14 protein-coding genes are annotated in these 14,171 nt (G+C 39.3%); 2 read left to right on the top strand and 12 right to left on the bottom strand.

The features are described 5' to 3' along the window. Positions 1-232: 232 nt before the first annotated feature. The 5 genes from MKZ02_RS22075 to MKZ02_RS22095 form a co-directional block, all read right to left on the bottom strand. Complete coding sequence (locus MKZ02_RS22075; RefSeq protein ID WP_340856572.1) at positions 233-2,209, bottom strand: methyl-accepting chemotaxis protein; 1,977 nt, start codon at positions 2,207-2,209, stop codon at positions 233-235. Positions 2,210-2,256: 47 nt separating this feature from the next. Further along, positions 2,257-2,838: a helix-turn-helix domain-containing protein gene (locus MKZ02_RS22080; protein WP_340856573.1), complete on the bottom strand. Its 582-nt coding sequence runs from the start codon at positions 2,836-2,838 to the stop codon at positions 2,257-2,259. Between the two features lie 300 nt (positions 2,839-3,138). Beyond that, entirely contained in the window at positions 3,139-3,960 is an 822-nt protein-coding gene (locus MKZ02_RS22085; RefSeq protein WP_340856575.1) for an alpha/beta fold hydrolase, read from the bottom strand. Beyond that, positions 3,957-4,466: an SRPBCC family protein gene (locus tag MKZ02_RS22090; protein ID WP_340856577.1), complete on the bottom strand. Its 510-nt coding sequence runs from the start codon at positions 4,464-4,466 to the stop codon at positions 3,957-3,959. Before MKZ02_RS22090 ends, MKZ02_RS22085 begins: the two co-directional genes overlap by 4 nt. A 71-nt stretch (positions 4,467-4,537) precedes the next feature. Continuing rightward, positions 4,538-4,879, bottom strand: a complete 342-nt coding sequence (locus MKZ02_RS22095; protein WP_120038351.1) for an ArsR/SmtB family transcription factor — start codon at positions 4,877-4,879, stop codon at positions 4,538-4,540. Positions 4,880-5,040: 161 nt separating this feature from the next. On the opposite strand from MKZ02_RS22095, the gene MKZ02_RS22100 reads away from it, so the two are divergent. Beyond that, entirely contained in the window at positions 5,041-5,265 is a 225-nt protein-coding gene (locus tag MKZ02_RS22100; RefSeq protein WP_445324342.1) for a hypothetical protein, read from the top strand. 250 nt (positions 5,266-5,515) lie between these two features. On the opposite strand, the gene MKZ02_RS22105 is transcribed toward MKZ02_RS22100, so the two are convergent. Next, a complete protein-coding gene (locus tag MKZ02_RS22105; RefSeq protein ID WP_340856579.1) occupies positions 5,516-6,508 on the bottom strand; it encodes a helix-turn-helix domain-containing protein in 993 nt (330 codons plus the stop codon). Between the two features lie 406 nt (positions 6,509-6,914). On the opposite strand from MKZ02_RS22105, the gene MKZ02_RS22110 reads away from it, so the two are divergent. Beyond that, positions 6,915-8,051: a tyrosine-type recombinase/integrase gene (locus tag MKZ02_RS22110; protein WP_340856581.1), complete on the top strand. Its 1,137-nt coding sequence runs from the start codon at positions 6,915-6,917 to the stop codon at positions 8,049-8,051. 630 nt (positions 8,052-8,681) lie between these two features. Here the strand turns inward: MKZ02_RS22110 and MKZ02_RS22115 are convergent. From MKZ02_RS22115 to MKZ02_RS22140, 6 genes are all read right to left on the bottom strand, one after another. Further along, on the bottom strand, positions 8,682-9,866 hold the full coding sequence (locus MKZ02_RS22115) for a CaiB/BaiF CoA transferase family protein (protein WP_340856582.1): 1,185 nt from the start codon (positions 9,864-9,866) through the stop codon (positions 8,682-8,684). A gap of 15 nt (positions 9,867-9,881) precedes the next feature. Beyond that, the gene (locus MKZ02_RS22120; RefSeq protein ID WP_340856583.1) at positions 9,882-10,709 is read right to left on the bottom strand and encodes an enoyl-CoA hydratase/isomerase family protein; all 828 of its coding nucleotides are present in this window, start codon (positions 10,707-10,709) and stop codon (positions 9,882-9,884) included. After that, positions 10,690-11,751: an acyl-CoA dehydrogenase family protein gene (locus MKZ02_RS22125; RefSeq protein WP_340856585.1), complete on the bottom strand. Its 1,062-nt coding sequence runs from the start codon at positions 11,749-11,751 to the stop codon at positions 10,690-10,692. The genes MKZ02_RS22120 and MKZ02_RS22125 overlap by 20 nt, the downstream gene beginning before the upstream one ends. Continuing rightward, on the bottom strand, positions 11,748-12,902 hold the full coding sequence (locus MKZ02_RS22130; protein WP_340856586.1) for an acyl-CoA dehydrogenase family protein: 1,155 nt from the start codon (positions 12,900-12,902) through the stop codon (positions 11,748-11,750). The genes MKZ02_RS22125 and MKZ02_RS22130 overlap by 4 nt, the downstream gene beginning before the upstream one ends. 138 nt (positions 12,903-13,040) lie before the next feature. After that, positions 13,041-13,280: a (Fe-S)-binding protein gene (locus MKZ02_RS22135; RefSeq protein ID WP_340856925.1), complete on the bottom strand. Its 240-nt coding sequence runs from the start codon at positions 13,278-13,280 to the stop codon at positions 13,041-13,043. Positions 13,281-13,387: 107 nt separating this feature from the next. Then, a complete protein-coding gene (locus MKZ02_RS22140) occupies positions 13,388-13,813 on the bottom strand; it encodes a hypothetical protein (RefSeq protein WP_340856587.1) in 426 nt (141 codons plus the stop codon). Between the last annotated feature and the right edge of the window lie 358 nt (positions 13,814-14,171).

The raw sequence follows: 14,171 nt of genomic DNA on the forward strand, positions 1-14,171 counted from the left end.
ATAATGTTTGATCAAGAATACCTCACTATCTAATATTTTATAGAATGTTGTCGGTTGTTTCATTTTCTTAGTTTACTTCCACTGCATAACTGACTCTCGTACTCGTAGAAAAAACACCTTCAAGTTGTTTTCAGGTATTCCATACCCATTTTCAACTCAAAGGTGTTTTTATTTGTCTCACTCTATGGAGTAAGTCCCATGAATCTTAAAGTTGGCTTTTCCGATTAATAGTTTAAACTTTAAATTGGGATATCACTTTCTGTAATTCTTCTGCCATGGAAGAGAGTGCTTTGGCGGATGAAGAGATCTCTTCCATCGATGCTAACTCCTCCTCTGTTGAGGCGGCTACCTCTTCGGATGTGGCGGCGTTCTCGCTGGCGATGGTTGCTAGATCTTGAGCCACAGTTGTTATATCCTGAACAGCGGCTTTGATTTGTTGTGAAACGGAAAACATTTCTCTCATTTCTGGTGTAATCTCTCTTGTGCTTTGTAGAATCTGCTTAAACTTTGTAATGGCTTCGTCTGATATCTCCACACCGGTCTGTACATTATTTGCGACCTCTTCCATTACCTTAACGGATTTCTCAGTATCTTTTTGAACACCTTTAATAATATCTAAAATTTCACTCGCTGACTGTTGCGATTGCTCTGCCAGCTTCCGCACCTCATCTGCTACAACAGCGAATCCTTTGCCTTGCTCGCCAGCTCGGGCAGCTTCAATGGCTGCATTTAAAGCTAGAAGATTTGTTTGATCAGCAATACCTGTAATTACATCTAAAATGGAGCTAACTTCTTTAGAACGTTCATGCAAAGACTGGATAGTTCTATTGGATTCTGCGACAGACTGCTGAATGGAATACATCTGCTTGACCGTATCAGTGACGGCTCTTTCGCCATCTTCCGCTTGCTGGGTAGTATGAGTGGCGAGTCCTAATACTTTTTCGGATCGATCGGCAATTTCTCCCACTCCTAATGAAATCTTATCGATGGCTTCCACACTCTGATCAATTTGAGCCGTTTGCTTCTCTGCGCTGCCTGCTACTTCTTGAACAGATGCAGCCACCTGCTGTGAAGCCGCACTTGTCTGTTCAGAACTGGCTGTCAACTGCTCAGAGGAAGCGGCAACTTGCTCCGCATTATACTCTATTTTTTGAACCAGCTCTCTTAGCTTCTCTTGCATGGCATTGAATGCTTGAGCTAATTGGCCAATCTCATCATTGGATTGAATATCGACGCGAGTAGTTAAGTCTCCCTGGCTGACAGTGAGGGCTTGCTCTTTTAATTTAGACAACGGTTTTGTCAGGGAGCGTATAATCAAGAACACTACCACTGCTCCTATAAGCATGGCAAGAACAATCACAATCAGTGTTTTATAAAAGACTGGCATGGCTGACTCATCAATGACAGACTGCTCCACACTTCCCCCTAACTTCCATCCGGTTAATTCATTTGTCGTAAAGTTCATTAATTTTTCCTTGCCTTGAAACTCGTACTTAAACTGACCGCTTTCTTTGCTATAAACGGTTTTTAAAAAATCCTCAGTAGCCTCTTCCCCAGGATTGAGTACGGGGTGAGACAGAACTAGCTGATCTTTATCCATAAGGTAAGCATATCCGTTATTGCCTAATTTTACTTTTTGAACTAAATTCTGAAGGAACTTTATATTAATATCGACTGCTACAACACCTGATCCATCTTTTGTTGTTTGGGAGACGGTAACGATCATATCACCTGTTCCAGCATCTGGATAAGGTTTAGATATGACTGCCTTTCCCTGTTGCTCTTTTGCTTCTTTATACCACTCTCGTTGTCTTGGATCATAGGTAGAGGTATCATTAATAACCGGTTCTTGAATATATAAGCCTGTGTCTGTTCCAACATAAATACTTAAGGTTTCAGGGTGCAGTTTAGTATACTGCGTTAACAGCCGGCGAAGCTCAGGGCTACTTTCCCCTTTGTATAAAGAGGCATTTGCAAGCTCGGAAAATGTCTGTATGTCGTGTACTTTTGATTGAATGGCTTCGGTAATAGACGAGTTTAAAAGTTCCACACTTTGAGAGAAACCGTTCATCATTTCATCTTTAATGGCTTCTTTGGCTGTGGAGTAAGAGAGAGCTCCAATGATTAAGGCTGGAATAATTAATATCAAAGCAAATGAGAGCATTAACTTTTTTTGCATGTTGTTAAAGTATAAAAAAATTCGTTTCATCGTAATCATCCTGTTCATTAGTGTTCTTTGGACGAAATCTTATCTACTCAGTCATCTGTGCGGATTCTCTCATACCTGCGTGCAACACTGACTGAACTTCGGTTCAATATCTGGCCAATATCTTTATAGATCATTCCTTTTTTGCGCATTTCCAAGAGCTGTTCATCTTCTTTAGTCGTCCATATTTGATACGAGCGTTTTTTAGTAAGTTTATATGTATGTTCTTTCATTCGCTCTTTCCCCACCCACTCTGGTTCAGGAGGTAAAGCATGAGGAGCTATATTACTGAACTGCACTTTGTCTTTATTTTGTTCGGCCCACTCCCAAAACGCTACAGGGTCGATAAAATAAAAAGTTCTAATTGATCTTGTTACTTTTTTGATATGCGACAGCTGATGGTTCTTTATCCAACATTTCACGGTGCGCCGGTTTACATGTAAGATTCTGGCCAACTCTCCCGTTGTGATAAATCCTGTCTGTAATTTGGTTGAAGATATACCAAGTCTTTTCATTTTTACTTCAAGAGCTGTAACAGAACGGTCCATATTTTTAGCAATTGTGGCTAATGTATAAGTGCCGATATGTTCTTTTAACTCTGTAACGTCTTCGGCAGTCCACCCTCTACTCAAGATTCCTCCTCCTCAATAAAACAGATTTTAATTTTTACCTTTTCCTTCTTATGTGACTATTTATCTATACAAACCTTTACGAGTATAGGTCTTATTTAGCTAATTTGCAATAGTTCCTTCTTAATGCAGAATATTCCGGTATTAATCCAGCAATTATATTGTTAGATGATAATAAAGTTATTTAATTTTGATATAAAAATATAAGAGCCTTTCTACATTTTATTGTAGAAAGGCTCTTTAAAGTTGTTTAAGTCTTATTTAGCTAAAGCATCCTTTAGTTAAAATGAACACAAACCATATTTATGTCGATACTTCATTTGTATTTTGATCGTTATATTCCACTACTGCATTCGCCAGTACATCTGGAGCCATCATAACTGCCGAGTGGTCTTGCCCTGAAAGCACTTTATATTTAGCTAGAGGTAACAGTTCTGCAAGTGACTTGGCAGCTTCATGGAAGTACGGTTCACTATTTTCTCCAACTATGATTGTTGTTGGAACATTTACATCCCATCGGTTGGTTGGTAGAGGTTTTCCTGATTGAGTTTCTTCCATAATCATACCGTCATAGGCTAGGGTATGAGCTAGATTCTCCATTTCCTTCCAAGAGGGATCGGCTTTCATATGGTCTAGATATTCCGCAGGTATGCCGAGAGCTTTACTCATGAAATATTCTACCGCATCACTGCGTCTGCCTTCCTCAATCAATTCATTCAGATTTTGAACATACTCTGCAGGTACACGTGGACGACTGTTATCAATAATAAAAGGTGGCTCATACAAAAATAGATTTGTGATTTTATCTCCTAGTTTTGTTGCAGCTTCAAGTGCTAATACTCCACCAGAAGAACTACCAAACAATAAGCTTTTACCTCCCGCTTCAACTATTAAAGCCTCAATGTCTTCTATCTCTCGTTCCACCGCATACTCAGAGGCATCGGTACTTTCCCCCCTACCACGACGATCATAGTTATAAACAGTAAAATGTTTGGAAAGCTGTTCTGCTAGTTGGTCAGCATCTTTGTGATCAGCTGCGGCAGATGATACCAGAATTATCGCCTGACCATTTCCTAGTTTTTCATAAGCGATTTTTGTTCCATCTTTTGAAATTATTGTGTTCATAATTTCCCTCCGTATTTGGATTTCAAATGTTCTTCAAGACGTTCAAAGGCATCAGAAAAGCCTTTAATCATTCCCATTTCTTCAGCGTTATAAAGGTCTTCTATACTTCTGAAACGAGTAATAATTTTAAGTTTACAGCCTTCCTTTATCTCATCAAAAGTTACAGTCGTATACATATCACTTTTTTCTACCATACTCCAATTTTCGTCAGTAAATGAGTCGATGTAGACTAATCTAGTTGGTTCCAGCACCTCTTGATATACAGCTCTACAATATACCTCTTCTCCATTCCCATTATTAGGCCTTAGACTATAGCGCCAGACACCATTAGGTCTAACATCCATCTCGTATACGGTTGAGGTCCAGTTTTTAGGTCCCCACCAACGAGAGATATGTTCCGGTTTAGTCCACCCTTCCCACGCAAGCTCGGGAGGGATAGCTACGGTACGTTCAACTGTAAGTTCTCTGTTGACCTTATCTTTGTAGATTTTTGTTTTCCTTCTCATCTTAAATTCATCCTTGTTATTCAAATTCTTTCATTTCAAGCTCATAAATTAGCTTTCATATGCAACAGCTATTAAGGCGATTTATCCTCCTTTCTTTTAATGTCGAGCATATAGTCCTCAAAGTTATCTAGACGCTGTTCCCATAAGATACTAAATGAATCGAACCAAGCATCTAAATCCTGAAATGGTTGTGCTTCAAGGCTATATATTCGCAACTGTCCCTTCGTTCGAGAACGTACCAATCCAGCCTCCCCTAAGATACGTAAATGGCGAGATACCTGAGGTTGGCCAATATTTAGAGCCTGAACTATTTCACTTACAGAGTGCGGACTTTTTTTCAAAAGTTCTACAATGTTAAATCGATTCGGCTCTGATATTATCTGTAATGTTAATTGCATCGTTGTTGTATTCATATTATCAATATACACCTTAACATATATACATGTAAACATATATAATGTGTTTTTTTACAAATTTATAATCTTCTAATATTCCTCTTATTCCATCCAATGGGATACTGTCAGGTACATCCGATGTTGGCGATGTCAGCTGGATTGTCCCAACCGTTCAATGCTTGGTAGCATGTGAGCCAGTAGGCACCCCGCTTCACACCTGGCAGGTGGTTTCAACTGGAAAAACCTCCATTGCGCATAAAGGTATGCTTCATGCTGGTAAAGTCATGGCAGCAACAGCCATCGAAGTCCTTCATAACCCTGACATTCTTGAAAAAGCGAAGATAGAATTAATTGAGCAGCGAAATGGTGAAGAGTATGTATCACCCATCCCGCCTGAAGAGTAAAGAAACTACTAAACTTTGTTGACTCGATGCTCTTCTTCACTGCGTCCCTCCATTTGGAAGGGCGTTTTTTTATTAGTCTTGCTCTTATTTACATGATAAAATATTAGTAAAGATAAGTAGGTATTATTTTTACTATCCATAAAATTATTATTGTTATTTTAAAAGGGAGTGCCAACTAAGCACTCCCTTTATTACTTGGATAACAGAGAAACATGACAAGACCACTTAAGACTTTCTTCTCCACCAAACATTACTCTTCCCAATTCCTTTCTGCAAGGATTCGCAATACAACCTCCTGCATGCTGATTCCTTCTTTTTCTCCTTCCTTTTTGATCTTTTCTTTCAAATTTTTCGGGAGCGAAATCGTGAGTGTCTCTATATCCGTCTCAATAAAAAGGTAACCCTCCTTATCGTAGAGAAGAGAACCTTTTGTGACATACCTGTCTAGGAAACGGAAAAGGTGCTCGGGCACTTCTTTCAGAACGGTCTTCTTTAAATGGATTTCCACATCATTCAATGTATCGTAATCAGCTGGGTCAAAATGAAGCAGCAGATTCGAAATTTCATACTGTTGGTAGACCATATCAAAAAACTCCATGGTTAACGGATGCTTAGCGGGCAAAATCATTTTTAAAAATCCCGGGCTCGTGTTCTGTTTTCCGTAATTCAGTTCATAGGAAGGTGCCAGCTCTTCTTTAAAAATTCCTTCCTCATAAGATTGGATCTCATGAGTGTCTGGAAATAAAAATGCCCATCTGCCGCCTGTATCGAATACCAGCCGGGCTTCTCTTCCCGCTTTCGTCGAGAACTTCTGGAAGAAAGCGATGTTTCTCTCCTTATCATAATAGTGCCGTCTCTTTAAACGCTCGGATTGAAGATAAGCAGCATTTTCGCCTGCGAACTGCTCGAGATCTATCTGGTTAATATAAAAAATCTGCCGGCCACGGTATGTTCCTTGTACAGCTGGAATGGTTCCCTCCTTCACGAGCTTATGCAGCGTAGAGCGTGAAACGCCCAGGAATTTCGCAGCCTCTGTTGTGGTGAGTCCTAATTTTTTCTCCTGTTTTCTTGCCAGTTCCTCTACTTGCTCTTTTGGGAATACTCGTGTGTTCAGCATTCTCCATTTATGGTCTGGAAGCGGGACTAATATGCCTTTCTGAATATAATTATAGATCGTAGCTTTCGACTTGTTGAGCATCTTTGCTGCTTCCTCGGTCGTATAATACTTTTTTTCTTCTGTCATTTTCTTCCCTCTTTCTTTGATGGATTGCTGTGCCTATCTCGTAAACTTACTCTTCTATGTATAGTTAGGTATCTCTATTTGAAGTTACTACTAATCTTTTTTAAAAACCATTCTTTTTAATTAGTTATTTTTCTTCCATTATCTTAATTATAATTTCTAATTTTGTTCATTTCAATTTATATAATTAAAAACAATAAAATAATTTATCTTTTATAAAAATGATAATTATAAAAATATCAAAAGAACATAGATAACTGATATATAAACAAAGAGAATATTTTTTTAGATACATTTGATTATTGATTTCTTTTGAAGAGTTAACAAAACATGATTATAATCATAAATAAATAAAGTACTTATACTTTAAAATACAGAGAATAAAAGTGAAAAGAGGAATAAATAAAATATGAAACCATTATCTATATCTGAAAATAAACTGACTCTTTTCAATAAACCTGGAGATACGGATTACTCTTTACTGCTGCAGATAAAGGAACAATCAGAAAAACAGGGAGAAGCTCCTTTTTCTCAATTTGATGACAGAGATATGCTGGCTTACTTTCTGTATCAGCAAACAAACATCGATCAAAAGAAAAACAAATCTGAGAGAACGATCAAGGAGTACCAGCGGGAACTTACTATGATGATCGAACACATGCTTCGGTATGCAGATGAAATGGACCTTGATATTGAAAGAATCATTGAAGGGTCCTTGTTCAAAAGTTTGAGCAAGCGGCATTTAAGGAGATATCAAGCGTGGGTAGTGGAGCGGAGCCCTCATGTTGTAGAAAAGGGTCCTTATTCCCCAGCAACCGTTGCCCGGAAAACCGTGATTTGGAAAAGCTTCTTCTCTTTCCTTCACCGGTCGGGATATATTAAAGAAGCCGTCCATGAGGGATTGCTCAGCGCCACAGTCCGAAAAGAAGACCGGCCTAATCGAGACTTAGGGCCAAACGAGGTCGTCCAGCTGCTGGATTATTTTAAACGTGAAAATCACCCTGTTCTTTTCGGCCTTATGCATATACTGGTCGCAACAGGTTTACGAAATGAAGAGTTATGTAAACTAAAAGTTTCTGATGTAAAATATGACAGCTTGTTTGGAGGATACTACCTGTCCGTGTGGGGGAAAGGCAACAAATACCGTTCTATTCCCCTGAAACCAAAAGTGGTGGAAAGCATTCGGCGTTACAGAGAATCTAGACTCTTGGATACTCATTTTTCAGAGAACGATAATTCGCCTCTTTTCCCTACCAGTACAGGAAAGGCTTTCTCTCCCTCTTATCTCGCTCAATATTTAGGAAAGGCGATTGAACGGACGGACCTGCCTTTCCTGCAGAATCGGAGCTGTAGGATCACCGCTCATACATTCCGGCACAGTTTTGCCATTATATCGAGAAGAGCCGGTGCAGATATTTATAAAATTATGCGAAGCCTGGGTCATGAAAAAATCGAAACGACCATGATCTATCTGGAGAAAATATTCGAACGTGAGCAGCATGCTGTTCATGACTGGAAAGATGGAATTTTAGGAGACTATATATAATAGGAAGAAACTCGTCATAAAAAGAAGCAATTAAGGTATACGCGTTTTATAAGATCGTGGATGAAGCAGTGGATTTAGCCGGAAAGGATTCAAAAAACAGCGCTATTGGGTCCGTCATACCTTTGTGATATTGATGTTAGAGAAGCTATGTCACTGATAGGTGTTAAAGATGGCCTTGTCAAACCTAGACAAATTAAAGTTATTTTTTGCTTTTAGGATGCTGAGAGAAGGCTAATTTTGCATCGAAATTTAATTTCTCATAGAGAGATGCTATTCGATGCAAAATTGACCATTATATGAATGAGTGATCTTTTTGATTTTTAATGAGAATTATTGCTCTTGTTTGCTAGTTTTACTTAAATTTAATTTGAATTTTGCACAGTTTGACTTTTTATATTTATTCTTCTAGCTAACCATTGTATAAAGAGCTAATAAAGGTTATTTAATTATGATATAAAAATATGAGAGCCTTGCTACATTTTATTATAGAAAGGCTCTTTAAAGTGGTTTATTTTATATCGGTTTAAATGCGTTTGCACTCAAAAAACAATAGTGAACCAAAGACGTCGAATAATTACTTTTAAAACTTTCATTCTCCATTGAGAGCAGCTCTTTTTAGGCTAACTCTCTTCATATTACATTGTTTTTTGACAAAACTGAAAGTTCTTCTTTCCCTATTCGAAGAAGTTCTTCAAATACCTCCTGATTGTGCTGACCTAGCGTCGGCGGGCCAAGTTTTGTTTGAATATTTAACCCGCTATGCCGTAGCGGACTGGCCAGCAGCTTTACCTCTCCCGTAGCATGAGGAACTGTTTCAATTCCTCCTCTAGCGATTACTTGATCTTGCTCCAATGCCTGTTGAATATTATTAACACGTCCAACAGGAACTTTAGCTTTTGAAATAATTTCAACCCATTCACTTGATATCCTAGTCGCTAATACTTCCTCAATAAGCTGAACTAATTCACCTTCATGTTGTTTTCGATCATTATTTGTTAAAAAGCGTTCATCACTGCCCCACTCTGGATGCTCCAAGGCGTGAGATAACTTTCGAAATAAGTGATCGTTCCCTGCACATATCATGATGGGAAAGTCAGCTGTTTGGAATAATTGATAGGGTGCTACATTATTATGCTGATTGCCTTTCCGCACAGAAATCATTCCAGTATTTAAATAAGCAGTCGCCACATTGGCCATACTCGATACTTGAACATCCAGCAAAGACATGTCGATATATTGGCCTTCTCCCGTTAGATCTCTTTGCCTTATTGCAGCTACTATGCCTAATGCCACATAAACCGAAGTAATAATATCCGCGATCGGAATCCCTACTTTTGTCGCTTCACCATTTGGGTCGCCCGTGACATCCATCAACCCACTCATCGCTTGTATGACTGGATCAAATCCGGGCAATAAACCTAGAGGGCCATTCTGCCCAAATCCTGTAACCGAACAAACAATGATACCCTTATTTCTTTCCTTTAAAACCTCATAATTCAGCCCGAGTTTTTCCATCGTTCCAGACTTAAAATTTTCAATGACGACGTCTGACTTTTCTAATAAATTTAGGAATAGTTTCTTTCCTTCTTCAGTTTTTAAATTAAGAGTAATAGACCTTTTATTACGATTGGCACTTAAGTAGTAAGTACTCTCTCCATTTTTAAAAGGTCCCCACTCCCTCAAACTATCGGATCCGCCTGGCGGCTCCACACGTATGACATCTGCCCCCATGTCTCCAAGTGTCATCGCTCCAACTGGGCCCGCATAAACTCTAGATAAATCAAGCACGCGTATATCATGCAGGGGTTGCAACAATTTAACTCACCTCTTTTACTTTATTGACGTTTCATTTTTCCCGAAATTCGGTTTTCTTTTTTCCATGACAGCCCGCACACCTTCTTTATGATCTTCCTCTTCCATGACAAGCGCCATTTTCGATGAAATATAATCAAGTGAAGAGCGTAATGACATTTCGCTATTTTGATAGACTGCACGCTTGATGAGCTGCGTTGCCAGTTGAGGGCCGCAGGCTAAATCTTTTGCGTATTCCGCAACTGCTTGGTCAAGTTTCTCATCTGGTACAACAAATGTAACAAGCCCGCGTTCTTTTGCTGCTTCTGCTGTCAACACTTCCCCTGTCCACAACATATGCAATGCCATATCCCGGCCGACAAGCCGCGGCAAGAAGTACGCTCCACCATCTCCAGGTACGATTCCTACTTTGATATAGCTTTCAGACAATCGGGCTGATTCCGAAGCAAAACGAATATCACACATTAGAGCCATGTCAAGTCCTGCTCCGAAGGCCGCTCCATGTACTTTCGCAATCACTGGTTTATCGATTTCTTCTAACAAAAGAGGAATTCGCTGCACTTTTTTCCATAGCGAGTTCTTACGATTGATTCCTTTTGAAACATTATCTTGATTCGACTTGTAGAATCCATTACCAGCGATCATCTCCTTAATATCTCCACCGGAGCAGAAACCATTTCCTGCTCCTTGGACAATTAAAACAGAAATCTCATCTGAATCCCTCACTTTCTCAAGCGAATCAATCCATAAATCAAGCATTTCACCACTAAACGCATTCAGTGTTTCAGGACGATTTAATGTGATTGTTGCAATTTTATTATTTATTTCAAACAGTAGATCCGGCATGTGTTTCCTCTCCTTTTACATGAGTAATCGATTCCCAAATCGTTTCTTCTCGAGCCTGATACAAACTAGCTAACTGATCAGCCCAATATGTCTCATTTCCTGCTTCTTCACGCCACGACCACAAACGACGAGTAAAATGATGAAGTTCATGTTCATATGTCATCCCAATTCCAGCATGAAGCTGGTGTGCAGCTTTTGCGACTACATTTGCGTTAGCAGATAACTCGATTTTAGCCATTGCAATTTGCTCTTTCCCTAAGTCTGATGGATAAAATGAACTCGCCACAGAAAGTGCTGAATAGGCAGCAGCCACCTCGCCCGCCATTGCAGCCAGGTGATGCTGGATGGCCTGGAACCTGTGCAGGGGACGACCAAACTGATGGCGCTCTTTTGCATAAAGAGTAGATAAAGCAAGTACGCTTTCCATCGCACCTGTCATCATTGCCACACGGCTAAGCGCTAAGAATTTTGTGTAATGTTCTAAAGCCTCTTTAAAACTTAGATCTAATTTCTTTGTTTCTCCTAGATTTAAAAAGGTTAAGTTATCACGAGGCTCTGCAGCTAAATTGGCATTCTTCTCAATTTCACCTGTTAATACATTGACAATTGAATAATAAGCTTGTTGACCCTCCTGCCGGATTACAACCACTTCGTCAACATATCTTCCGTATGGAACATGCATCAACTTATACGGAGATTGAATCATAGAACTCTCTTCAGCTAAATGAACGACTCTTAATTTATCCTCCACCTCACCGTCATGTGTGGCAAGAAATTGATTGGCGTATATAACCTCAGCTAAAGGAATTGGAGCAGCGTACTTTCCAACGACGCGCAAGATAGCAAAAACGTCCTCATAATCCCCGCCGACTCCACCTTTCTCTTCTTCAATTCCAAGTAATGTTAGCCCGGATTCTTGAATCGTTTTCCAAAGTGAATTTGCCCACTCACCTTCTTCAAAACGTTCCCGTTGTTCTTTAGTCGATAAGTCTTTTAAAATTTTTCCAGCAGTGTCTTCAATAAATGATTTCATCTCACTCATGCAGATATCACTCCTTTTCCTACTATTCCTCTGAGGATTTCAGTTGTCCCCCCGCGAATAGTAAACCCTGGACCGTGTAGAATGGATTCCGCTAACAGCCTGACATACTCATCTTCTGCATTCTTGCTTGGCACCGCTGGTAAAAGAAGCCGAATGACTTCAGCTACATGTTGCTCAAAGCTGTTGCCAAGATCTTTCACTAGCGCAGCTGCTAAGTTCACATCTTTTTTCTCTTCAAGCAGAGCTGCAATCCCTATCGACATATTACGCAGTGACCACATTCGGCTTACTAGTTTCGAAGCATCCATCAAACCTCTATGATCCTTTTTTTCTTTCAATAAACGAATCGCCTCTTCAAGCAGTGGAAATGTGCTTAAAATTCGTTCGGGACCACTTCGTTCGAATGCCAGTTCAGTTAACCCTTGTGCCCATCCATTCCCAACTTCTCCAACTACTCTGTTATCTGGAACAAACACGTTTTCAAGAAAGATTTCGTTAAAATGATGTTCACCCGTTAAGAACTGAATTGGCCGAATAGTTACACCATCGGATTTAAGATCAATAATTAGCTGACTCATACCCCCATGACGATTTTTTGGATCCTGAGGAGAAGTTCGGCAAAGGGTGATCATGTAGTGCGAATGATGAGCACCAGAGGTCCATGTCTTCATTCCATTAACGATCCAGCCGCCATCCACTCTTTCAGCAGTTGTTTTTAGTGATGCTAAATCAGATCCTGAGTTCGGTTCAGAAAGTCCAATGGAAAAATAACATTCACCTTTCACGATTTTTGGAATGAAAAATTCCTTCTGTTCTTCTGTTCCAAACTTTAAAAGTAACGGCCCAGATTGACGATCTGCAAACCAGTGTGATGCAACGGGAGCTCCAAAAGCCAAAAGCTCTTCTGTAACGATGTAACGGTCAATCGAGGAGCGTGCTTGCCCTCCGTATTTTTTTGGAAATGTAATCCCAATCCAGCCTTGGGCCCCAATCTTTTTCGAAAATTCCTCACTATATGCGCTCAGCCAAGAATCAGCATGTGTGTCAAATGTTCCTTTTTGTTTCTCAGCTTGTAAGAAAGAACGGACTTCTTTCCGAAACTTTTTTTGTTCTTCCGTAAATTTAAATGCCGGAAGTTGTAATTGTCTCACCACTCCTCACTCCTTTTACCGTTATAGTGTAACCATTACGCAAACGGTGTATAGAAATTCAAATTAATCTGCCTTCATTTTATTTTTTAATTTAGAATTAACGGAAAATTTGACCTTGATTTATTCGTTGATTAAGAATTAGTGTATCCCATAGGCTTCGGCTAGCAGTTTAACAATATGAACAACTTTGACTTTTTCTGCCTTCCCTACGCGCCTGGCCCCTAATTTCATCTGTAAATAGCAGCGCGGATTACTTATGACGATGATATCTAGCTCTACTTTTTTAATATGATTCATCTTTTGATTCAACACTTCCATCGCTTCATTGTAGTGGACAACATTGTAGATTCCTGCCGATCCGCAGCACCCATGTCCTATTTTTCAAAAAAGCGATAATCAATCCCTCATATCTTCTTTATTAATTGCTCAGGCTTATTAATGACTTTTTGAACATGCCGTAAATAATAAAATAAAAATCATATTTTTCAAACAATCCAGTATTCTTTTGAGCTAGTGAAATAGTCTTTCTTTTTTCCACTATGATGCAAAAGAGCTTCACAGCCTGCTAGTTGCAGCAGTTTCGCACTGTCATCATTGATTTTTAAGAACATCATAGCCATAATACAACCAACAAAAAATCCAACCGTATAAGTCTTCTTCCCAATTGAAGGTAATACTTTGTATTCTCTTTCTTTTTCGGCATTTTGATCTCGGGGGCGGTGGATTCCGTTGCCTCCGCTTAACCCTGTTAGTACTAAGAAATAACATACGGGATACAAATGATCGTGTGGGCAATTAAAAAACTTGTTGGTGTATCCGCAAACATCATCGGTGAAATAAATAAGCAAGGCAATCCCCAATACTAAAATTAAACAACCTGAGTCTATATCAATATAGAGCCCAGGCTGCATAATTATGCTTTTTTTATTGACTATTTGACAGGGATCAATTCACTATAAGAGTGCTTATGATTCAGTCTATATTGGGCAACGTCAGCAGAAAACGTAAAAAACATGTTAAGAGTTATGTTTATATGTCACAATGTTTTTACAATGAACAGTTGCTCTTTGAATTATTTGTTTTAATATCCATGGAAATATATTTTTCCTCTAAGTATTCGTCCAGTCCTTGATGTCCACCTTCACGGCCCTTTTATTCCTCCAAATGGTGCTTGAGCAATAGTAAGAACGGCCATATCCGGTAATCATAAAAGCCTCCTGTACAGTAATATGAATTTACTGTACAGGAGGCCTATTTCTTGTAAAGCAA

This window comes from Pseudobacillus sp. FSL P4-0506, assembly GCF_038003025.1.
Taxonomy (GTDB): Bacteria; Bacillota; Bacilli; order Bacillales; family Domibacillaceae; genus Pseudobacillus.